Annotated in this window: 15 protein-coding genes; 13 read left to right on the top strand and 2 right to left on the bottom strand. The window is 50.8% G+C overall.

Annotation, left to right across the window (positions count from 1 at the left end; translation table 11 throughout):
- Positions 1–117: 117 nt before the first annotated feature.
- On the bottom strand, positions 118–564 hold the full coding sequence (locus tag BM412_RS06790) for a hypothetical protein (RefSeq protein WP_091215516.1): 447 nt from the start codon (positions 562–564) through the stop codon (positions 118–120).
- Positions 565–678: 114 nt separating this feature from the next.
- On the opposite strand from BM412_RS06790, the gene BM412_RS06795 reads away from it, so the two are divergent.
- Positions 679–1,476, top strand: coding sequence for a carbon-nitrogen family hydrolase (locus tag BM412_RS06795; protein WP_091215519.1), 798 nt, complete (start codon positions 679–681; stop codon positions 1,474–1,476).
- Here the strand turns inward: BM412_RS06795 and BM412_RS06800 are convergent.
- Positions 1,465–2,355 carry a LysR family transcriptional regulator gene (locus tag BM412_RS06800; protein WP_091215525.1) on the bottom strand — a complete coding sequence of 297 codons (891 nt, stop codon included), beginning with the start codon at positions 2,353–2,355 and terminating at the stop codon, positions 1,465–1,467. The genes BM412_RS06795 and BM412_RS06800 overlap by 12 nt on opposite strands.
- Before the next feature lie 158 nt (positions 2,356–2,513).
- On the opposite strand from BM412_RS06800, the gene leuC reads away from it, so the two are divergent.
- The 12 genes from leuC to BM412_RS06860 all read left to right on the top strand — a co-directional run bounded on the left by leuC (position 2,514) and on the right by BM412_RS06860 (position 21,420).
- The gene (leuC, locus tag BM412_RS06805) at positions 2,514–3,935 is read left to right on the top strand and encodes a 3-isopropylmalate dehydratase large subunit (protein ID WP_091215527.1); all 1,422 of its coding nucleotides are present in this window, start codon (positions 2,514–2,516) and stop codon (positions 3,933–3,935) included.
- Positions 3,936–4,010: 75 nt separating this feature from the next.
- Positions 4,011–4,604, top strand: a complete 594-nt coding sequence (gene leuD / locus BM412_RS06810) for a 3-isopropylmalate dehydratase small subunit (RefSeq protein WP_091215530.1) — start codon at positions 4,011–4,013, stop codon at positions 4,602–4,604.
- A gap of 920 nt (positions 4,605–5,524) precedes the next feature.
- Positions 5,525–6,982, top strand: coding sequence for an N-acetylmuramoyl-L-alanine amidase (locus BM412_RS06815; RefSeq protein ID WP_091215531.1), 1,458 nt, complete (start codon positions 5,525–5,527; stop codon positions 6,980–6,982).
- 10 nt (positions 6,983–6,992) lie between these two features.
- Positions 6,993–7,616 carry a GerMN domain-containing protein gene (locus BM412_RS06820; protein ID WP_177245689.1) on the top strand — a complete coding sequence of 208 codons (624 nt, stop codon included), beginning with the start codon at positions 6,993–6,995 and terminating at the stop codon, positions 7,614–7,616.
- 17 nt (positions 7,617–7,633) lie between these two features.
- The gene (locus tag BM412_RS06825) at positions 7,634–10,342 is read left to right on the top strand and encodes an S-layer homology domain-containing protein (RefSeq protein ID WP_091215537.1); all 2,709 of its coding nucleotides are present in this window, start codon (positions 7,634–7,636) and stop codon (positions 10,340–10,342) included.
- 187 nt (positions 10,343–10,529) lie between these two features.
- Positions 10,530–11,177, top strand: a complete 648-nt coding sequence (gene nth, locus BM412_RS06830) for an endonuclease III (protein ID WP_091220252.1) — start codon at positions 10,530–10,532, stop codon at positions 11,175–11,177.
- Between the two features lie 43 nt (positions 11,178–11,220).
- Positions 11,221–11,487, top strand: a complete 267-nt coding sequence (locus BM412_RS06835) for an NAD/NADP transhydrogenase alpha subunit (RefSeq protein WP_091215539.1) — start codon at positions 11,221–11,223, stop codon at positions 11,485–11,487.
- A 48-nt stretch (positions 11,488–11,535) separates the two neighbouring features.
- Positions 11,536–15,213: a dynamin family protein gene (locus BM412_RS06840; protein WP_091215542.1), complete on the top strand. Its 3,678-nt coding sequence runs from the start codon at positions 11,536–11,538 to the stop codon at positions 15,211–15,213.
- Positions 15,214–15,522: 309 nt separating this feature from the next.
- The gene (locus BM412_RS06845) at positions 15,523–17,301 is read left to right on the top strand and encodes an ABC transporter ATP-binding protein (RefSeq protein ID WP_091215545.1); all 1,779 of its coding nucleotides are present in this window, start codon (positions 15,523–15,525) and stop codon (positions 17,299–17,301) included.
- The gene (locus tag BM412_RS06850) at positions 17,298–19,145 is read left to right on the top strand and encodes an ABC transporter ATP-binding protein (RefSeq protein WP_256256158.1); all 1,848 of its coding nucleotides are present in this window, start codon (positions 17,298–17,300) and stop codon (positions 19,143–19,145) included. Before BM412_RS06845 ends, BM412_RS06850 begins: the two co-directional genes overlap by 4 nt.
- A 69-nt stretch (positions 19,146–19,214) precedes the next feature.
- Positions 19,215–20,393: a formate-dependent phosphoribosylglycinamide formyltransferase gene (purT, locus tag BM412_RS06855; RefSeq protein WP_091215548.1), complete on the top strand. Its 1,179-nt coding sequence runs from the start codon at positions 19,215–19,217 to the stop codon at positions 20,391–20,393.
- Positions 20,394–20,592: 199 nt separating this feature from the next.
- Positions 20,593–21,420, top strand: coding sequence for a GDSL-type esterase/lipase family protein (locus tag BM412_RS06860; protein ID WP_091215551.1), 828 nt, complete (start codon positions 20,593–20,595; stop codon positions 21,418–21,420).
- Positions 21,421–21,424: the final 4 nt, after the last annotated feature.

Consider the following 21,424-nt stretch of genomic DNA (forward strand, 5'->3'; position numbering starts at 1 on the left):
TATCACTCCACCGTTAATCTAAGCCTAAATGTAGCATAATGTTGGAATGAGTGTCGAGCGCCCGGTTCCTAAAGCGGCAAGGTGGAGTGAACGATGTTATAGGGCTGTGCAAGCCTCCTACAAATCCATCGCTTTAAGGAAAGGCTTGATATTCGCTTTGAATTGGAGCAAATACGGCTTGCGGTTCTCGTCAAATATAAGCAGCAACTGCGGTTTCTTCGGACAATAGAACAGGAAAACATCCTGCGTCATCACCTGCAGCGCTCCTGCTTTGACAGCAGTCGGTTGATCAAGCGGAATACGGAACACATACCCGCATTTGTCTTCGGCCTGCAGTCTTGGCGACAAGCCGGTAACGGAGTTTAACCAGGACTTCGCGTAGCCTTGAAACTCGGCATTGTTCGGGACGCTCTTAACAACCTTGCCCGCAACGACATCGAAAGCCTGCACTGGCCGCTGCATAGCACCGCCGTCATCCAGTGCTCCGGCACTGGCCACAGCAGGAAGAACCAGAAACAAAAGCAGTGCCAAGGCTGATACAATTTTTGTACTCCATCTTCTCATTTACGCAGTCTCCTTAATCGATACAGGATAGTTTCCTCCTTACAGTGCCCATCTTGACAGCGAAGCATGAGACGATATGATTAGGTAAAACTGAGCAATTCAGGAGGCAATGGAATGAGTGAGAGGAAATTAAAGCTTGCGATCGTGCAAATGCACGTTGATGCGGGATATCCCGAGGCGAATTTTGCAAGGCTGGAGGAGAGGCTGCAAGAAGCGGTTCAAGGGCCGGTTAAACCGGATCTGATCATGTTCCCGGAGATGTGGAACACCGGTTACGCGCTTGAGCAGATCGAACAGATCGCGGATCAAGACGGAGCGCGCACAAAGGCGTTGCTGTCCGCTTTTGCCCGTGAGCATCAGGTTCAAATTATTGGGGGCTCCATTGCGGAGAAGCGTGATGGCGGCGTTTATAATACGATTTACGCGTTCAACGAGAACGGTGAAGTGGTATCGGATTATTCCAAAATTCATCTGTTCCGTCTTATGGATGAAGAGAAACATTTGCTGGCAGGGGAGAAGCTCGGTACCCTGGAAGTGGCCGGCTCCGATGCGGGAATGATGATTTGCTACGATATTCGATTCCCGGAGCTGGCACGCAAGCTTGCGCTTGGCGGCGCTAAAGTCTTATTCGTTCCGGCGCAGTGGCCAAATCCCAGACTGCATCATTGGCGGACTCTGCTAACGGCAAGAGCGATTGAGAATCAAATGTATGTGATTGCATGCAATCGCTGCGGCACGAGCGGAACGAGCACGTTCTTCGGCCATTCCTTGATCATTGATCCGTGGGGCGAAATTGTGGCGGAAGCGGGAGAAGAGGAAGTCATCATGAGGGCGGAAATCGATTTGGACCTCGTAGACGCCGTCCGCGCCAAGATTCCGGTATTCGAAGACCGCCGTCCGTCACTTTATTAATGTAGATTTCATGGTTTCGATAAAAGCCTCGGCCGCTCTCGACAGATAGCGGCCTTTACGGCTAGCTATGACAAGCGTACGAATCGGCGTAGGAGCGGAAATCGGCAAGTAGACAGGTGTTCGTTCGTCGCCTTTATCCCTGACGAGCATCTGCGGCACGAAAGTAATTCCCATGCCTGCTGCGACGAGGGATTGGATGGTTTCGATATTCGTGCTTTCAAATACGATGCGCGGCTCGAAGCCCGCTTGTTCGCACAGCTCCAATACATTTTGCCGGAAGCCTTGGCCTTTCTTGAGTACGATAAAAGGCTCGGCACTGAGCCTTTCAATATGAATCGGTTCATTCAGCTTGGCCAATGGGTGATCAGGAGGAACTGCGAGCACGATTTCCTCTTCAATGATCGGAACCCACTCCAGGGAAGGCTCGAATAGCGGCAGTGCAAGTAAGCTGAGATCGGTTTGGCCGCTTGCGGTTAATTGCTCCAGCTTGGACGGTGTATCTTCGACAAGGACAACTTCGATTTCGGGATACCTTTTATTGAAGATTGGTAATACGGTCGGCAGCACGTGAGAGCCTGTAATGGATAAACTTCCTACGACGAGCTTTCCTTTGCGCATATGAGCAAGGTCGTCGAGCTCCTGTTTCAATTGCTCGATATTGTCTAAGATGTTCTGCGCTTTATCTACAAATACAGCCCCTGCATGAGTCAGCTCAACGGAGTTGGTAGTCCGGCGGAATAAGAGCACACCGATTTCCTTCTCCAGCTTAGACAGCTGCTGGCTGAGGGAAGGCTGTGCGATATGCAGTTTCTCCGCTGCGCGCGAGAAATTCTTTTCTTTGGCAATTTGGATAACGTATTGCAGTTGGCGAAATTCCATGATCGACCACTCCAGAACCAAGTTTTTACATGTTTTAACTTCATAGGCCGTACCTATTGCTGTTATAGATATTATATCTTAGATCAATGAAGAAAGAAATGTTATGATGACTTCATTGAATTATTGCTACGAGCAAATGAACTTATGAGGTGAATATAATGACGAAAAGAACGATGTTTGAGAAAATTTGGGATAATCACGTCATTCATTCGGATGCAGGTAAACCGAGCGTAATCTATATCGATTTGCAGCTTGTCCATGAGGTAACTTCTCCGCAAGCGTTTGAAGGCCTTCGTATGACAGGTCGTAAAGTACGCCGTCCGGACCTTACTTTCGCAACGATGGACCACAACGTCCCTACGAAAGATCGTTTCAACATTACGGATCCGATTTCGAAGCAGCAAATTGATACGCTGACGCAAAACTGTAAAGATTTCGGCGTAACGTTGTTTGACCTCGACAGTATCGACCAAGGTGTAGTTCACGTTATGGGACCTGAGCTTGGCCTAACGCATCCGGGTAAAACAATCGTTTGCGGCGACAGCCATACATCCACGCACGGCGCTTTCGGAGCACTTGCTTTCGGTATCGGTACTTCCGAGGTTGAGCATGTTCTTGCAACGCAGTGCTTGCAGCAATCCAAAGCAAAAACAATGGAGATCCGTTTCACAGGCAGCCGTAAGCCAGGCGTAACTGCTAAAGATATGATTCTTGGCGTCATTGCCAAATACGGTACGGATTTCGGTACCGGTTATGTAATGGAATTCACAGGCGAAGCGATCAGCAGCCTGTCGATGGAAGAGCGTATGACGGTTTGTAACATGTCCATCGAAGCAGGCGCACGCGCTGGTTTGATCGCTCCGGACGACACAACGTTCAACTACCTTCGCGGCCGTGAATACGCACCGCAAGGCGAAGCGTTTGATCGTGCGATCGCAGTATGGAAAGAGCTTGCGACTGATGAAGGCGCCGAGTTCGATACGGTTCTTGAGTTCGACGTGGATTCCTTGATCCCGCAAGTAACCTGGGGTACAAGCCCGGGTATGGGTACAGACATTACGAAGAACGTACCGGTACCTGCTGAGCTTCCAACTGAGAACGAGCGTAAAGCGGCTGAGAAAGCACTTGAATATATGGGACTTACTCCTGGTACACCGATGAGTGAAATCGACATCGACTACGTCTTTATCGGTTCTTGCACGAATGGCCGGATTGAAGATTTGCGCGCCGCTGCTGAAATTGCCAAAGGCTATAAAGTAAGCGACCGCGTTACGGCGATTGTCGTTCCAGGTTCGGGCCGCGTTAAGATTCAGGCTGAGAAAGAAGGCCTTGATGTGATCTTCATTGAAGCAGGCTTCGAATGGCGCGACGCCGGCTGCTCCATGTGTCTGGCGATGAACCCAGACGTTCTGCAACCGGGTCAACGCTGCGCATCGACATCCAACCGTAACTTCGAAGGCCGTCAAGGCCGCGGCGGACGTACGCACTTGGTTTCCCCGGCAATGGCCGCAGCTGCTGCGATCATGGGTAAATTCACAGACGTTCGCGACTGGAAAATCAAATCCGAAGTATTGAACTAGTAACACAGCAATTGAATCGCCCAACATATGGGGATTCGATTGCAGTAGCAAGAGAGACGAGAGGAGTTAACGATCATGGAAGAATTTAAACAGCTAACGGGTCTTGTTGCCCCGGTAGATCGTGTAAACGTAGATACAGATGCCATTATCCCTAAACAATTTTTGAAGCGCATTGAGCGCAGCGGTTTCGGCCAGTTCCTCTTCTTCGAATGGCGCTGGGATGAGCAAGGTAACGTCATTGATTCATTCAGCCTTAACCAACCTCGTTACCAAGGTTCGGAAGTGCTGATTTCCCGTGCTAACTTCGGCTGCGGCTCTTCCCGTGAGCATGCGCCGTGGGCGATTCTCGATTATGGCTTCAAAGTGGTTATCGCGCCTTCGTTCGCGGATATCTTCTATAACAACTGCTTCAAGAACGGCATTCTTCCAATTCGTTTGAGCGAAGAGCAAGTAGAAGACTTGTTCCAACGCACGACGAAGACAGAAGGCTACAAGCTGAATGTTGACTTGGAAAATAAAACACTGACTGATGATGCTGGTCTGCATATCGACTTCGACCTCGATGAGCACCGCCGTCAATTCCTGCTTCAAGGCCTGGATGATATCGGCCTAACGCTTCAGCACGAAGATAAAATCTCCGCATACGAAGCAAGCCGCGTCGCATTTTAATTGAAAGAAAAGCTGCCCAATGGGGCAGCTTTTTTTTTGTATCTCGCTTGATTTCGCTGCTGGCGGGAGTTTGAAAGTTAGGAAATCGAACTCTCAGCGGTGAAAACTCCGAAATATCAGTTTGAGAGTTCGAATACTGAACTTTCAGTCTGATAGAAGATCGATTTCACAGCCAACGTACCGCTGAGAGTGGCGAAATCGAACTTTCAGCGATGAAAACGCCGAAATATCAGTTTGAGAGTTCGAATATTGAACTCTTAGTCTGATAGAAGATCGATTTCACAGCCAACGTACCGCTGAGAGTGGCGAAATTGAACTCTCAGCGGTGAAAACGTCGAATTAACAGGCTGAGAGTTCGAATATTGAACTCTCAGCCTGTTAGAAGATCGATTTCACAGCCATCTTACCGCTGAGAGTGCCGAAATCGAACTTTCAGCGATGAAAACGGCGACAAAACAGATTGAGATTCGGAAAAAATCCTACTCTCAGTCTGATTAAGCCTCGAATTCACTGCCAGATTGATGGTGAGAGTCGGAAAAACCGACTCTCGGTGGTGAAAACACCGACCAAACAGATTGAGAGTCGGAAATACCGACTCTCGGTGGTCAAAACGGCTTATTTCGCCCAGCAAGAAAGGCAGGAAGGCAATTTCATTACTAAAGTGGAAATTGTGTCGTTTACAGAACTCAAACCAGACTGTTCACTCCTCATTAAGCGGCAAGCGCTCTAACACTTCGCTAGACCTCGAAAAACCACCCTACTCAGGCGTAAAATGCACAATAAGCATAATTCATAAGCAATAGTTACAAATTTCCTGAATACGCAACTTTTTCTGACAAACTGCGTCTAATCATTGTCTACAGTTTGCGTCGATATTAGGCTGGCTGTCAGGGCGAAATAAATAGTTTTAGAGGTGAAAGATGAAGAAGTTTGTGTCCGCTGTGTTGCTGTTGTCGCTCTTGATCTCTATGTTCCCCAGTCTCGTGGGAGCAGCGGAAGCACCAAAGCTTTATCTGAATGGAAAACAGCTTCAAAGTGCCGCAGAGCCCCGCATTGTTGGCGATTCGACACTCGTTCCAATCCGGACGGTGACGGAAGGGCTTGGTTTTGATGTGGCATGGGAGAAGCCGACTGTAACAATCTCCAATGGCGAAACGAACATGGTACTGACAATCGGCGGTAAGAACGCCATTGTAAACGACCGGGAAGTCACTCTTGACGCGCCGGCTCTCAATACAGACGGCTCTACGATGGTACCGCTGCGTTTTGTCAGCGAGCAATTCGGGTTAAGTGTATATTGGGACAAGCTATCCCGTTCTGTCCATCTCTTTCAGCAAACCGTAGTGACACCGCCTGTTGTAGATCCGCCGACTGAAACACCGGACCCGGGAACGGATCCCGGTAACGGAGAAGGCCCGGTAGTAGATCCGCCGCCAACAGATAGTTCTGCAAGTCTCAAATCAATCGAGTATAATGGTTTAGGCAGTATTTACCTATCCTATGAAGGCGATTTCAAAGAGGTCAAAACAGAAGTGCTGCATAACCCTGAGCGCGTTGTCATCGATCTGCCTTATATGAACTTTAATTCTGCTTTTACACCTGCGTTCACGCAGCTGAACAGCGCTACGAAGCTTGGCGAGATCTTAATCGATTCGCATCCGACGCTTCAGAAAGTACGTTATTCTTATTATTCGGACAAGCCGGATACGGTTAGGATCGTTCTTGACCTGCTGGCACCGACAAATGTACAAACGGTCAAAGAAGATCATGCCATTCGAATTGATGTCTTGGAGCAAACCGGTCCACCGCCCGTTACTCCGCCGGTAACGCCGGGGGATAAGGTGTATAAAGTTGTACTGGATGCAGGCCATGGGGCAAAAGATCCGGGAGCACTCAGTGTAAACGGTCGTCAGGAGAAGGAATACAACCTTGCCATTACATTGAAGGTCAAGGCGCTGCTTGATCAAGAAACGAAGATCAAGCCATATCTGACGCGTTCCAACGATACATTCGTGGAACTTGATGATCGCGCTGCTTTTGCAAACAATCTCAAAGCCGATCTGTTTATCTCATTCCATGCGAATAAGACGGAAAGTGCAACGGTTACCGGATCAGAGACGTATTACTCACGCGGGGACAGTATCGCGCTGGCGAAAATTTTGCACAAGTATTTGGTTATCGGGACAGGCTTCAAGGATCGTGGCGTAAGACAAGCTGATTTCAGAGTAATTAAGAAGACGACGATGCCGGCCGTATTGCTTGAAGCTGGTTATCTCTCGAACAGCGGAGATTCCTCCGTGCTCTTCAATGATGCGAAACAGAACAAGATTGCTGCGGAAATCGTAGCGGGGATTAAAGAATATTTAAAACTAAGCTAGGAGAATGCCGATGAAACGTCATATTACTACTTCATTATTATCGGTAATCGTTGCTGCCGCACTTATCGTACCACTTAGCGCTTGCGGCAATCGGACAGAAGCGCTAACGCAAGGCGGAGCAGTTCAAGAACAGCCGGCAGAAGGAACGAACAATACTTCAAGTGACCAGATACCGAATCAGGATCAAGATCAGGAAGCCAATAACGCTCAAACGGAGCCAACACAGCCGGAAGAACCTGCACTTGTCAAAGAGCAGATATCTGTTTTCTATACGGATGACGATATGATGGAGCTCCACGAGCAGAAGTCAGACATCGAATACGGCGATCCGCAGGAGAAGTTAAAAGCGATGTTTACTGCACTCCGGCAAGATGGATTAAAGGGCGAAGCTTCCTTATGGAAACATGCCGAGCTGCTTAGCGCAAAACAAGAAGGAGCGGCGGTTACCCTTGATCTTCATTTACCTGACGAAGCAAGACTTGGCGCACCGGGTGAGATGCTTGCCATTCAAGCACTGACACGTACCTATTTCCAATTGCAGGACGTTACGTCCATCGATCTATTGGTTGATGGGGAAGCAGTCGATAGTTTAATGGGCCATGAAGAAATCGATCATCCCATTACAAAACCATAAGGAGGAGCTCTCAGAATATGCCGCAGCAGAAGAAATGGGTCAAAGTAGTTTCATCGATGTTGGTTTTCTCAGTACTTACAGGGTTTTCTGCGGTAGGCGGTTCGTTAGCGTATGCGGATTCAGCTTCGCCATCGCGATTTAGCGATGTTCCTGCCGGCCACTGGGCAGAGAAGCATATTGCTAAGCTAGCGACACAGGGCATCGTCAAAGGAACGAATGGCGCATTCAAGCCGTCCGATAATGTGTCGCAGCAAGAAGCGATCGCGCTTGCCATCCGTTTTATCGGCAAAGAGCAAGACGTAAAAGTGGATGATGCCATCGTCTTCCCGGATACGTTCGAAGTCAGCACTTATTTTAAACCTTATATCATTCTTGCTTTCCAAGCAGGCTTGCTGGATCAGAAGGAAGAATTCGAACTGGCGGAGGCCAACCCGAAATCGGCTTGGGGAACGCAGAAAGCAACGCGTGAATGGATCACGAAGCTGATTGTGAAGGCGATCGGCAAGCAGAAGGAAGCCGAGGCGCTCGCCAATGATGCGATCAGTTTCTCGGATGGAAGTAAAGTAGGATCCGATTACAAGGGGTATGTGAATGCTGCCGTATCCTTGCAGTTGATTAAAGGAATTACGGCAGATCGTTTTGATCCGAAAGGATTCATTACGCGCGCATCAATTGCTACGATCTTCAGCAGAGCAGAGACGCAATTCCCGGTTAGTTACACGGGCCAGCAAACCGCAGTCATGACCAGCATAGATGCAACTTCGGTTCATCTCTATCAAAATGACAAAGAATCTGCAATTGAGATGACGCCTGACACTTACGTGTACCGTTTCGATTCCGAGAAACCGTCGAAGGTGGCAGATCTTGAACCAAATACGAAACTTCTCGTTATATCGAGCGGGAACAAAGCTCTCTATGTCGAGCAGCTGGATGCTGCTAAACAAGTTGAGAAGCTTAAAGGGACAGTAGATCGCGTCCTCGTAAACGATAGTAAGATTTGGGTATGGATTAATGACGAGCCGGTAGCCATTACGTATAACAGTGCAACTGTCGTGACAGATGGAGCCGGAGCAGTCATAAAACCAAGTGCACTTGCGAAAGACAGCGAAGTGGAGATTACGCGCGATACATACAGAACGAAACCACAAGCGCTCTCCATTAAAGTCCAATCCGCACCGATTAACAATAATGGTCAAGGTACAATCAGTGCGATTGATACGGCTTCATCCGCCGTAACCGTGAAAGACAGTGTAACCGGAACCGAGTACAAATATAATGTTTCTCCGCAAGTGGATGTCATTTGGCAAGGACAGATTTTGGACGGCGGCTTGTCTCAGCTGCGTGTTGGCGATGCGATTTCATACGAAGTGAAAAATTCGCTGGTGACCAAAATCACGATTACACAAACTTCGGCCAAATTGATCCGTGGCGAATTCTATTCCGCGAGCAGTGACGGGAAGACGATTCAATATGTGAAAAATGCCGGAACTGCCCAAAGCGCCCTGGAAGCGAAGTTTGTATCTATTCTAGTCGATGTAACCATCGATGGTCTGACGGGTACAACCATTGCTGACCTTGTCAAAGGGGATATCCTGGATATCTCGCTCAATTCCAATGATCAAGTTGTTGCGATCAAAGTAGTGAATCGTAATGTAACGCTGATGATTGGCGCAACGGTTCGTAATTATGAAAGCGACACGCGGATTCTGGATTTTAAAGATAAAGACGGTAATCCGATGTCGGTGTATTTAACGGACAAAACAAGAATTGATCTAAACGGATCCACCGTTGCCGTGAGTGCTGCCGGTTCGTTGCTGGTTAAGAACAGGAAGCTGACCATCGGAGTAACGGACAATAAAGCGGTTCTCATACAATTCGTATACAAATATAGCGGAACAGTGGCAGCTATTAATACGAGCCAAGTTTCGATTACGCAAAGCAATGGTGCCATTATCACATTGCCGCTAGAGCTGCCGAATAGTATTGAAATTGCCGGTAAATCATCCTCTACTGTATCCGATGTTAAAGCAGGCGATACCGTAACCGGCTTGTTGAATGCGAATCAAGACAAAGTGATCACTTTGCAGGTTCACACGTCTCTGCAATCGAGTGTATTCTCAACAGATGTCGCTGGCAAACGTTTGAGGGTGAAAACATCGGATGGTTCCATTCTGGATTTGAATGCGGCTGCGATGGATATTTACAATGAACGCGGTGACAAGATCACACTGGCTGATTTGAAAGCCGGCCAAACCGGCAATGTTCAATATGTCGGCTTGACTCCCGTTGCGTACAAGCTCGTAAAAGTCACATACGGCAAGCTTACTGCAGTGAACGCAAGTTCCTTGGCGATCGTTGACAATAGCGGAGTTGTTACCAGCGTGACGCTGGGCGATTCTTATACCGTAGTGAAGAACGGACTAACAGGCAGCTCGTCTGCAGTTCTTCAAGTCGGCGACCGCGTCGAAGTGAAGAAGGATGCTAAAGACCGCGTCGTCGTTACGGTAAACAGCGGGATCAGCAAGAAGTTCTGGAAATATAACGCGGCTACAGGCGAGCTTTCCGTGAAGCGAGCTACGCTTACAGAGCTAAACACGTATGCCGTAACGTCGGCTACGAAAGTTACCCAGGGCGACCAGCAAATCGCGATCTCTCAATTGAAAGATGGCGATGCGATTCTGCTGTATTTCTACCAGAACGTATTGGTAGAAATCGCGAAGGTGTAGACACAGCATGAATGACGGATGTCCCGGTGAATTCGGCCGGGACATTTTTATTTTGCAATTCTGTGAAATCCTGCACGAATTCGGTCATTTAAGGTTCATTTGCGGTTGATTAATGCGACAATATTCGCTACACTTTGATTCGATGGTTCAATTAGGAGTGAGAGATCGGTTGAAGGCGAAAGAGAAAATGGATCATTTTTTGAGTGTGGTCGGCGAGATGTTCCCCGACGCACATTGCGAGCTCCATCACCGCAATCCGTTCGAGCTAACGATCGCAGTTCTGTTGTCTGCGCAATGCACGGATGAAACAGTCAACAAAGTAACGGCGGATTTGTTCCAAAAGTATCAGACGCCTGCCGATTATTTGGCTGTTCCGCTGGATGAGTTGGAGCACGACATTAGGCGCATTGGGCTTTTTCGCAATAAGGCTCTGTTTATCCAGAAGTTATGCCGGATGCTCTTAGATGACTATGGCGGAGAAATACCGCATCAGCATGAGGAACTGACGAAATTGCCGGGCGTAGGCCGAAAAACAGCAAATGTCGTCGTATCCAATGCGTTTGGGGTACCGGCAATTGCTGTGGATACGCATGTGGAGCGTGTATCCAAGCGGCTTGGTTTTGCCAAGGCTGATGATAGCGTGCTTGAAGTCGAGAAGAAATTGATGAAGCTGGTTCCGCGAGCCTTATGGACCGAAACCCATCATCGATTGATCTTCTTCGGACGATACCATTGCAAGGCTCAGAATCCGAATTGTCCGGTTTGTCCAATGCTAGATGAATGCAAAGAAGGCAAACAGCGTATGAAACCTGCTCTAAACCGAAAGGCTAAGTAATAAGACGTTTGACCCAAAACATAATGGATAAGGATGATCCCACATGAAATGCATTTCCGTATACACGAAAGATTTCGCTTTATTCTCTGATATCTATGAGCAAATCATGGAGTCCCCTCCGCAAGAAAACGAAGAAATTATTGTTGAAGGCGTGACAGTAAGCGGGGCAGGCGACGTTCCGGATCAATATATTGAACGTATGAGACTTAAACCCGAATGTGTCGTCATGAAAGAGAAAGAGCGCAACATCACGATTCTTCAACATGGCGAAGTGTTTGAGATTTGCGTGCCTGCGGTACAATTGGTATAAAATTCGATTTAGTTCGTTTGAATGAGTAGGAAACAGGGAGAGAGAGAAATGAGCCAAACGATTGAAAAAGCTGCTCATTCGCTGGACACCTCGCTTGCAGAAATATCGCCGATCATGGCAGCCGCCGGGGATGCGCAAGACGCAGCGCGGCTGCTTGAGCTGCGAGATAAGCTGGGGAACGGGAAGTTGACCGTAGCCTTCTGCGGACATTTCTCAGCGGGGAAATCTACTCTCGTCAATCGGCTATGCGGCACGCAGTTGCTGCCGTCAAGTCCGATACCGACGAGTGCGAATGTCGTCAGTATTGTGAACGGGGAAGCGAAAGCGACCATTATTAAGCTGGTAAACGGGCAAGAGCAAACGCTAGAGGTGCCTGTTAACGAAGTCAATGAGTACTGCAAAGACGGCGAAACCGTATTGTCCATTTCCTTGTCCTATCCGATCCCCCGTCTGGGTACGCACACTGTGCTGCTTGATACGCCGGGCATTGATTCCACTGACGACGCGCACCGGATGGCGACCGAATCGGCGCTTCATTTGGCAGACGTCGTTTTTTATGTCATGGACTACAATCACGTGCAGTCCGAAATCAATTTCACGTTTGCCAAACAACTCAAGGAGTGGGGCAAGCCTTTATATCTGATTGTGAATCAAATTGATAAGCATCGCGAGAACGAGCTTACATTTGAGGCCTATAAACAAAGTGTTGACGAAGCGTTCGGGAACTGGCATTTGGAGCCGAGCGGTATCGTCTATTTGTCGTTGCGCGAACCTAATCATCCGCATTCGGAATGGACCGCACTTGAAGGATTGTTCGACTCGCTTGCCGATATTCGGGGACCGCTGGCGCTGTGCAGCGTAGATGCATCCGCCCGTTATGTCGTTCGGATGCACGGAAAAGCGATGGATGAGCAGGCGGAACCCGAACGCGAACGGCTGCTGGAAGAAGCAGGCGGCGAAGGCGAAGCTGAGCGGGTTCGTGAGGAAATCGCGGGACTTGAAGAGGAGCTGCGTGTTCACGCGGCTGAAGGAGAGAGCCTGCGCGTTAAAACTCGTCTCGATGTGCAAAGCATCCTCGACAACGCGAATATTACGCCTGCGGCAACGCGCGATCTGGCGCAAACTTTCCTGGAAAGCCGTAAAACCGGTTTTAAAGCAGGACTTCTGTTTGCAGGAGCCAAAACCGCGGCCGAACAAGAGCGACGGCTTCAAGCTTTCTTCAACGATTTGGCCGATCTTGTGCAGGCCGGAATCGAGTGGCACGTCATTGACCTGATGAGACGTACCGCGGATCGTTTGGGCTGGCGGGACGAAGCGCTTGAGAAGCAGTTGAAGGAAACGTTCGGCGGGTTGTTAACGCCGGACTTATTGATCTCACTCGTTAACCCGGGGGCTGTCATGGGGAACGAGTATACGATGACCTACAGCCGCGAGCTTGCTGCGGCTGTGAAGGGGCTGTTCCGCAAGAGCGCGATGCCGCTCATCGACGCGCTCGGCGACCGCGCAGCAGCGGCCGGCGAAGCTGCCGCTGCGCCGCTGCGCGCACGGCTAAGCGCGCTCGCGCGGCAAGCCGGCGCGCTCGCGCAGCTGGCCGCGCTGCAGGCGCGCGCGGCCGCGCATCTCGCGCGGCTCGCGGCGCTGCTGCCGCCGGCGCCGCCGCGCCCGGCGCTGCCGAAGCCGGCTGCGCTCGGCAGCGGGGCGCACAGCGCCTCCGGCGCCGTGCCGGCTGCGCCTAGCGCCGGCACTGGCGCCGCCGCGCCTGCGGCAGCCGGCACGCTCGCCGCCGCGCCAGCCGCCGCAGGCGCAACCCCGGAAGCGCCGGCACATCCCGGCGCTTCCCAAGACGCGCTCGCGCCGCAGCGCCAAGCAGCGGAGCGGCTGAGCCAAGCCGCCGCTCTGCTGGCGCCGCATGCGTCGCTCGCCCAGGCCGTGCACGGCATGCGCGAGAAGGCGGAGCGCCTGCGCAGCAGCCGGTTCACGATTGCGCTGTTCGGAGCGTTCAGCGCGGGGAAATCCTCGCTCGCCAACGCCTTGCTCGGCGAGGCCGTATTGCCGGTGTCGCCGAACCCGACGACGGCTGCGGTCAACCGCATCGTGCCGCCGACCGCGGAGCATCCGCACGGTACGGCTACGGTACTGATGAAGTCGCGCGAAGCCATGCTGGACGATCTGCGTTACTCGCTTAACTTATTGGGTGAAGATGCACAGTCGCTAAGCGACGATGCGCTGCTGCAAACCATTCATAAACTGACGCCGGATGCCGTGCATGCCGGCGGACGTCCGCATTACAGCTTCTTGAAAGCCGCCGCCAAAGGCTGGGCAGCCCATGAAGCGCATTTGGGCCAGCGTTTGGCGGTAAGCGGCGAAGAATTCCAGCTGTATGTCGCAGAAGAGTCGCGGTCCTGTTTTGTCAGCGAAATCGAGCTGCATCACAGCAATCCGCTGACGGCGCAGGGCATCGTGCTCGTGGATACGCCGGGGGCTGACTCTGTCAATGCAAGGCATACAGGCGTTGCCTTCAACTATATTAAGAATGCGGACGCGATCCTGTTTGTCACCTATTACAATCATGCCTTCTCGCAGGCCGACCGGCAGTTCCTGCTGCAGCTTGGCCGCGTAAAGGATCAATTCGAGCTGGATAAAATGTTCTTCATCGTCAATGCGGCCGATCTGGCAGCGGATGAAGAGGAACGAGACGGCGTGCTGGCGCACGTGGAACGGAACCTGCAGCAGCATGGCATCCGATTCCCGCGTATGTTCCCGGTCTCCAGCCTTCAAGCGCTGGACGGGAAACGCATGAACAATAAGGCGCTCATCGAGCAATCCGGCATCAGCGCGTTTGAAGCCTCTTTCTTGAGCTTCACCAGCGGTGATCTGGGTGCTCTCGCGGTTACGGCAGCGGAGCAGGAGCTTGCTCGTGCACGCAGCACGATCGCGAACTGGCTGGAAGCGGCTTCCGGTGATGCGCTGAGCCGTGAACAGGCAAAAGCCGATATTATCGCTCACACCTCTCGTGCGCGCAGCCTTGTAGATGAACTGAACGAGCCGCAGGCGAATGCGAAGCTGCAGCAAGAACTGAAAGAATTGCTCTTCTACGTGCTGCAGCGGGTACAGCTCCGTTTCGGCGACCATTATAACTTCGCGTTCAATCCTTCGTCCCTGCAAGACGACGGACGCGATCTGCGCAAAGCGATGTGGACGTCGTGGCTGGAGCTTCAGCGTTTGCTCCAAATTGAGCTGGCGCAGGAGCTGGAAGCGACTTCGCTGCGTCTGGATAATATGCTGGGCAAACTTGCCGTGAAGAAATTCTCGGAGGTTGCCGCGGAAGCCGGTGCGCAACTGCAAGGCTTCGAAGCATCGGATTTCAAACCGGTGATGCCGGAGAGCCCTGAGGCGCAGTCCCCTTGGCAAGCGAAGGAAGTCGATACGAAGCTGCTCTGGAGCAAATTCAAGTCGCCGCGCCATTTCTTCGAAGGCGACGGGAAAGCGGCGCTGCGCAGCGAACTGGAAACGCAACTGACGGCGCCGATGCAGCGCTGGCTGCAAGCTGCCGAAGAAGCGTGGAGCATCCGTTACACGGAGCTGTGGAAGCAAGCCATGATGCTTTGCGCGGATACGCTCCGCAAGGATTTGGATGCCTTCAGCGAAGGGAAACTTGCTTCCTTGTCCGACAATGCCGACGTGGAAGAGCTGCGCCGTGTTCATACTGCATTAGCTGCTATTTAATTCCATAACGAACAAGAAAAGAAGCTTATCCGCGCTCGTTTTGAGCCGGATAAGCTTCTTTATTTTGTGAAAATGAAATCATGCAAAAACAGGGGCAAATGTGCAAAAACGGAGCAATATGCGCATGTTGGCAATGATTTACGACGATATCGGAGAATACCCCCTAAACTTTACCCGAGATGGAAGAGGAAGCGAATATTGTCAACTATATGCCCCAGCACTCTGTTTGCCGTACGGAACTCATGCTGTTAATATTCATTCATATTCATATAAAGATTCATAAAATTGCAACAGGGAGTGGGTTACCCATTGGACGTCTTCAGGCAACTTAAACCGTTTTACTGGGTCGAACGCAAAAGTTTGATTGCTTCGATCGCCTTTTTGATCTGCGCTACGGCGCTCGGATTGGTTTATCCAAATTTACTTCGCGTACTGATCGACAAAGTCATCGTTCCCAAAACATTTGAGTGGGTGCCCGCATTATCGCTCGCTGTCGTAGGGGTCGTTACCTTAAAAGGTGGTCTTCAGTTTCTACACGGGTTCTTCGGCGGTCGTCTGGGCAACCGTGTCGCATTCAGACTTCGGAATGCGTGCTACACGAAATTGCAATCGCTGTCGTTCCAGTATTACGACACCGCAAAAACCGGCGACTTGATGTCGCGGCTAACCGCAGATTTGGAAGCGGTTCGAAACTTCATCGCATTCGGGTTTGCGCAAATTTTCAACATGTTCCTTATGATTATCTTCGGAGCGGCGATGATGTTCTCCATTCACTGGCAGCTCACGCTGATCACGCTTGTGACAATGCCGGTCCTCGTTTTTGTGGCACTGCGCTTCGAGAAGCTGATTCATCCGGCATTTCGGGAAATGCGCCAAGCGATGAGCCATTTGACTACAGCGGTTCAAGAGAACATCACAGGCGTTCGTACCGTTAAATCGTTTGCCCGCGAATCGTTCGAAATGGATAAATTCTCAACGCGCAGCGCGGCTTACAAACAAAATCAAATTGCCGCATCCGGCTTGTGGGGACGTTTCTTCCCCGTCATGGAGCTCTTGGCAAGCGTATGTGCAGTCATACTGCTTGTAGCCGGCGGTACACTCGTTATCCGAGGTTCAATTACGCTTGGTGAAATGGTTGCCTTCTTCAGTATGCTATGGTACATCATCAACCCGATGTGGGCGATGGGCTTCCTGATTAACAACTACACGCAGTCCAAAGCTTCCGGTGAGCGGTTGCTGGAGCTGCTGAACGAGTATGTACACGTGAAAGATGTCGAATCTCCGACGATTTTGGATGAAAGCAAGATTGAAGGTCATGTGCAATTTCATAATGTGACATTTAATTATGCGGATAAAGCTCCAGCGCTCACGAATGTGGATATTGATGCGAAACCCGGTATGGTCATCGGGATGCTGGGCGGAACCGGTTCCGGTAAATCTACGGTCATTCAACTGCTCATGCGTGCTTACAACATTAAGACAGGCAAGATCACGCTCGACGGCGAAGATATTCGCAACCTTTCGATCGAGAGCCTGCGCTCCCAAATCGCTACCGTATTCCAAGAGACGTTCCTCTTCTCCTGTTCGATACGCGACAATATCGCCTACGCGATTAAAGACGTTACGATGGAACAAATCATCGAAGCCGCGAAGCTGGCCAAGGCGCATGATTTCATTATGGAGCTTCCCGAAGGCTATGACACGATCGTCGGTGAACGCGGCATGGGGCTATCCGGCGGCCAGAAGCAGCGGATTGCCATTGCACGGGCACTGATCAAGAACCCGCGCATCCTCATTCTCGATGATGCTACAAGCGCCGTCGATATGGAAACCGAGCATGAAATTCAAGCGGGCTTTAGCGAACTGATGGCGGGTAGAACGACCTTTATTATCGCGCACCGGATTTCTTCGCTCCGCCATGCGGATGAAATTCTGGTCTTCGACAATGGCCATGTCGTGCAGCGCGGTAAGCACGAGCAATTAGTAAAAGAGGCCGGTCCTTATCAGGATACGTATAACATCCAATATGCGGACCGTCCCAGCGTAGCCACAGCCGAATTAGCAGCAGAAAGAAGGGTCGCACAGTGAGTGAGGAGCAGCAGCAGCAGCAGAAAGGGCAGCCGCGAGGCAGTCATGAGCGTTTCATCTACAAGGATGACGATGCGATCGAGAAACCGTTCAACTGGTCTCAAATTACCCGATTGTTCTCGTATATGAAACCTTATCGGAAACAATTATTGCCTGTCGTTATCATTACGATGGTGCTCGGAACGCTAACACGACTGGCTATACCGGCTATTATCATCATGGCGATCGATGAAGCGATACAGCCGAAAGACGGCGGGGATCCGAGTCTAAGCAAGCTTTACATGTTTGCGGGGATGATGCTAACCCTTTATATTATTCAATGGGCAGCTAACACGTACCGCATTAAGTACACGAATATCATCGGTCAGCAAGTCATCTATGATCTCCGTGAGGATCTCTTTAAACATATCCAGAAGTTATCCTTTCGTTTCTTCGATAAACGTCCGGCAGGTTCCGTTCTGGTCCGCATTACGAATGACGTCAATGCGCTGCAGGATTTGTTCACGAACGGCGTAGTCAATTTATTGATGGATTGCGTGCAGCTCGTCGGGATTGTCATCATTTTGCTGGCGTGGAACTTCAAACTGGGCATTGCCATCATGATTACGGTACCGCTCATGTTCGTAGTTTCCACGGCGCTGCGTAAACGGATTCGTTTCGCATGGCAGGATGTCCGGATGAAGCAGTCGCGCATCAACGCGCATTTGAACGAAAGTATTCAAGGGATGCGCGTCACACAGGCATATACGCAGGAGAAAGCCAATTTCAGTTTCTTCACGAACATCAATAACACCAACATTAAAGCATGGAACAGAGCTTCTGCCCTTAACCAGGCATTCGGGCCGATTATCGAAATTACATCCGCAATCGGTACGTTGATTCTGTTCTGGTACGGCTCGCATCTGATTGCTGTCGGCGCGATTACGGTAGGGGTGCTCGTTGGTTTTGCCAACTACGTGGGCAACTTCTGGGAGCCGATTAACCGGCTGGGTCAAATGTATGCGCAATTGCTGATCGCAATGGCTTCCTCTGAGCGGATCTTCGAGTTTATCGATGAGAAGCCGACAGTAGGCGAGCAGGAGGATGCAGCTACTCTGCCTCGTATTCGCGGCGATGTATCGTTTGATTCCATCGTCTTCGAATACGAGAAAGGCCGTCCGGCATTGCGCGGCATTTCTCTTGATGTTACGGCGGGACAAACGATCGCTTTGGTCGGTCATACGGGCTCGGGCAAAAGTACCATTATGAACTTGCTATGCCGCTTCTATGATCCGGTGCAAGGCGCCGTACGCGTCGATGGCATCGATATTCGCAACGTCAGCATTGAGAGCTTGCGTTCGCAGGTTGGGGTCGTGCTGCAGGATACGTTTATTTTCTCCGGCACGATTCGCGAGAATATCCGTTTCGGCCGATTGAACGCGACGGACGATGAAATTGTGAAAGCAGCTACGGCAGTCGATGCCCATGATTTCATTATGAGTTTGCCGGACGGGTATGACACGGAAGTGCAAGAGCGCGGCAACAGCCTATCGATGGGACAACGTCAGCTGCTATCGTTCGCCAGAGCTTTGCTGGCTGATCCGCGCGTCTTGATTCTGGATGAAGCAACGGCGAGCATCGATACGGAAACCGAGCTCAAAATCCAAGAGGCGCTGAAGAAGCTCTTGAAAGGCCGGACCTCCTTCATCGTGGCGCATCGATTATCCACCATTCGCAATGCAGACCGCATCGTCGTATTGGATCATGGTCAAATCGTAGAGCAAGGCAGCCATGACGAGCTAATTCGCCATAAAGGCACTTATAATGGTCTGATAGAAGCGCAGTATCGTTTTTTATCGGCATAATTCTTGATTTTTCGCCAAAGAACCTCCACAATGGAAGAAAACATTTCTTCCAGGAGGTTCTTTTTCTATATGTATGGATCACCGCTTTCATCTACGGCTCGTAAAATTATGCTGCTCGGTTCCGGCGAGCTTGGCAAAGAAGTTATCATTGAAGCTCAGCGCCTCGGCGTAGAAACGATTGCCGTCGATCGCTATGAGAACGCGCCGGCGATGCAGGTTGCGCATCGTTCCTATGTCATCGATATGCTGGATCCCGCAGCTCTTCGCGCTCTGATTGAGAAGGAGAAGCCGGACCTGCTCGTTCCTGAGATCGAAGCGATTGCGACTTCCGCTCTGGTGGAGCTGGAACAAGAAGGCTACCGCGTTATCCCTACCGCTCGCGCTGCATTGCTGACAATGGACCGCGAGGGCATTCGCCGTCTTGCGGCAGAAACGCTGAGCTTGCCTACTGCGCCGTACCGTTTCGCGGATACGCTGGACGAGCTTAAAGCTGCTGTTGCGGAATTGGGTACTCCATGCGTCATTAAACCGATCATGAGTTCTTCCGGCAAAGGCCAAAGCGTCTGCAAAACAGAAGGGGATGCCGAAGCTTGCTGGAACTACGCCATGGAAGGCGGGCGTGCGAAGAAAACGCGTGTTATCGTCGAAGGATTTATCCATTTCGAATCCGAGATTACGCTGTTAACGGTCCGTTCGGCATCGGGCACATCGTTCTGCGCGCCGATCGGACATGTACAGAAGGACGGCGATTACATCGAGTCCTGGCAGCCGCATGAAATGTCGGCACAGCAAATCGAAGAAGCCGAAGCGATTGCGCGTGCGGTAACCGAGGAGCTAGGCGGCTATGGCATCTACGGCGTCGAGCTGTTCCTGACGAAGGATGGCGTGTTGTTCAGTGAGGTTTCACCTCGTCCGCATGACACGGGTATGGTTACGATGGTGACGCAGGATCTTTCTGAATTTGCGCTTCACGCAAGAGCGATTCTGGGTTTCCCGATTCCAACGATCCGTCTCCTCACGCCAGGAGCATCTTATACGCTTAAAGCTGACCGCGATTCGGAGCAATTCCAAATCGGCGGGCTTGAGCAAGCGCTGGCTGTACCGAATACGCAGGTGCGTGTGTTCGGCAAACCGGTTACGAAACCGGGCCGCCGTATGGCTGTTGCGCTCAGCTCGGCTGACGATTGCGCGAAAGCGCGTGAGCTGGCAAAACAAGCAGCACAATCCCTAACGATCAACTACCAATAATTCATGCGATACACTCGCCGAGTATGCTGGAACTTACGTCAGCAGCTTCCTTTCAGGGGCTGCCGGCGAGGGCATACCGGCTTTTTTTGTATGTGCGATAATTGGTGAAATTTGCAAATTTCCGCTGAAAGCATTACCTTAAAAAAGAATAATGATTTCCCGTTCAGGGATCCGATATAGGTGAAAGGAGCGTTGAAACATGAGTAGTGCATCTTCCGGCGTGTTATGGAGAACGATCGGGATTTCAGCGCTGATCTCGACATTGCTGCTGATTGGCGGGTTTGGTTATGCGGTGAAGGACATGCTGTATCCTCATGCAGATGCATACAAAGGGGAGCAGGGGAAGCCGGCTCAGCCGGAGTCAAGCAGCCTTGGAAGCAGTAAAGCCATCAATATTACCGCAATTGGCGATTCCTTGACGAAGGGGACAGGCGATGCGACAGGCGATGGGTATGTCAAACAAGTGGTCGCGCTGCTTAAGAAGAAATATCCGCTGATTCCCGTCAAATTAAACAACAATTTGGCTGTCAACGGTTTGAGGGCCGATCAACTCGCGCATTTGCTCAGCACGGATAAGGGGTATCGCTACTCTTTGCAGCAGGCGAATCTGATCGTTTTCTCCATCGGAGGCAATGATTTGTTCCAAATCGCGAACGGACAATCTGCCGGAGAGGTAACGGGCGATATAAGTCTGGATACAGTGAAGAAAGAGCTGCCGAAAGGCATCGACCGATTGTCGAAGGTGATCAAGCTGCTGCACGAAATCAATCCTAATGCTCAAGTTGTGTACACGGGCCTCTATAACCCCTTTTACAATATAACGGACCTTAGAGACGGCAGTTTGCAGGTTCAGAAGTGGAACGAAGAAGCCTATTCGATTCTCCATGACTATCCGAACATGACCTTGGTGCCTTCATTCGATATGTTTGAACGGTCGATTGACACTTATCTGTCGAGCGATCATTTTCATCCCAATCACGAAGGCTACGCACAAATTGCGGCACGTATCGTGCAGTCGCTGAAATAGGAGA

The organism is Paenibacillus sp. BC26, from assembly GCF_900116125.1.
In the GTDB taxonomy this organism is placed as follows: Bacteria; Bacillota; Bacilli; order Paenibacillales; family Paenibacillaceae; genus Paenibacillus_Z; species Paenibacillus_Z lignilyticus.

What these genes read in the sequence shown, in the direction of transcription:
- BM412_RS06860 (WP_091215551.1), top strand. Translation starts at nt 20,593, where the DNA reads ATGAGTAGTGCATCTTCCGGCGTGTTATGGAGAACGATCGGGATTTCA.
- leuD (WP_091215530.1), top strand. Translation starts at nt 4,011, where the DNA reads ATGGAAGAATTTAAACAGCTAACGGGTCTTGTTGCCCCGGTAGATCGT.
- BM412_RS06840 (WP_091215542.1), top strand. Translation starts at nt 11,536, where the DNA reads ATGAGCCAAACGATTGAAAAAGCTGCTCATTCGCTGGACACCTCGCTT.
- BM412_RS06815 (WP_091215531.1), top strand. Translation starts at nt 5,525, where the DNA reads ATGAAGAAGTTTGTGTCCGCTGTGTTGCTGTTGTCGCTCTTGATCTCT.
- BM412_RS06820 (WP_177245689.1), top strand. Translation starts at nt 6,993, where the DNA reads ATGAAACGTCATATTACTACTTCATTATTATCGGTAATCGTTGCTGCC.
- BM412_RS06790 (WP_091215516.1), bottom strand. Translation starts at nt 564, where the DNA reads ATGAGAAGATGGAGTACAAAAATTGTATCAGCCTTGGCACTGCTTTTG.
- leuC (WP_091215527.1), top strand. Translation starts at nt 2,514, where the DNA reads ATGACGAAAAGAACGATGTTTGAGAAAATTTGGGATAATCACGTCATT.
- purT (WP_091215548.1), top strand. Translation starts at nt 19,215, where the DNA reads ATGTATGGATCACCGCTTTCATCTACGGCTCGTAAAATTATGCTGCTC.
- BM412_RS06795 (WP_091215519.1), top strand. Translation starts at nt 679, where the DNA reads ATGAGTGAGAGGAAATTAAAGCTTGCGATCGTGCAAATGCACGTTGAT.
- nth (WP_091220252.1), top strand. Translation starts at nt 10,530, where the DNA reads ATGGATCATTTTTTGAGTGTGGTCGGCGAGATGTTCCCCGACGCACAT.
- BM412_RS06835 (WP_091215539.1), top strand. Translation starts at nt 11,221, where the DNA reads ATGAAATGCATTTCCGTATACACGAAAGATTTCGCTTTATTCTCTGAT.
- BM412_RS06825 (WP_091215537.1), top strand. Translation starts at nt 7,634, where the DNA reads ATGCCGCAGCAGAAGAAATGGGTCAAAGTAGTTTCATCGATGTTGGTT.
- BM412_RS06800 (WP_091215525.1), bottom strand. Translation starts at nt 2,355, where the DNA reads ATGGAATTTCGCCAACTGCAATACGTTATCCAAATTGCCAAAGAAAAG.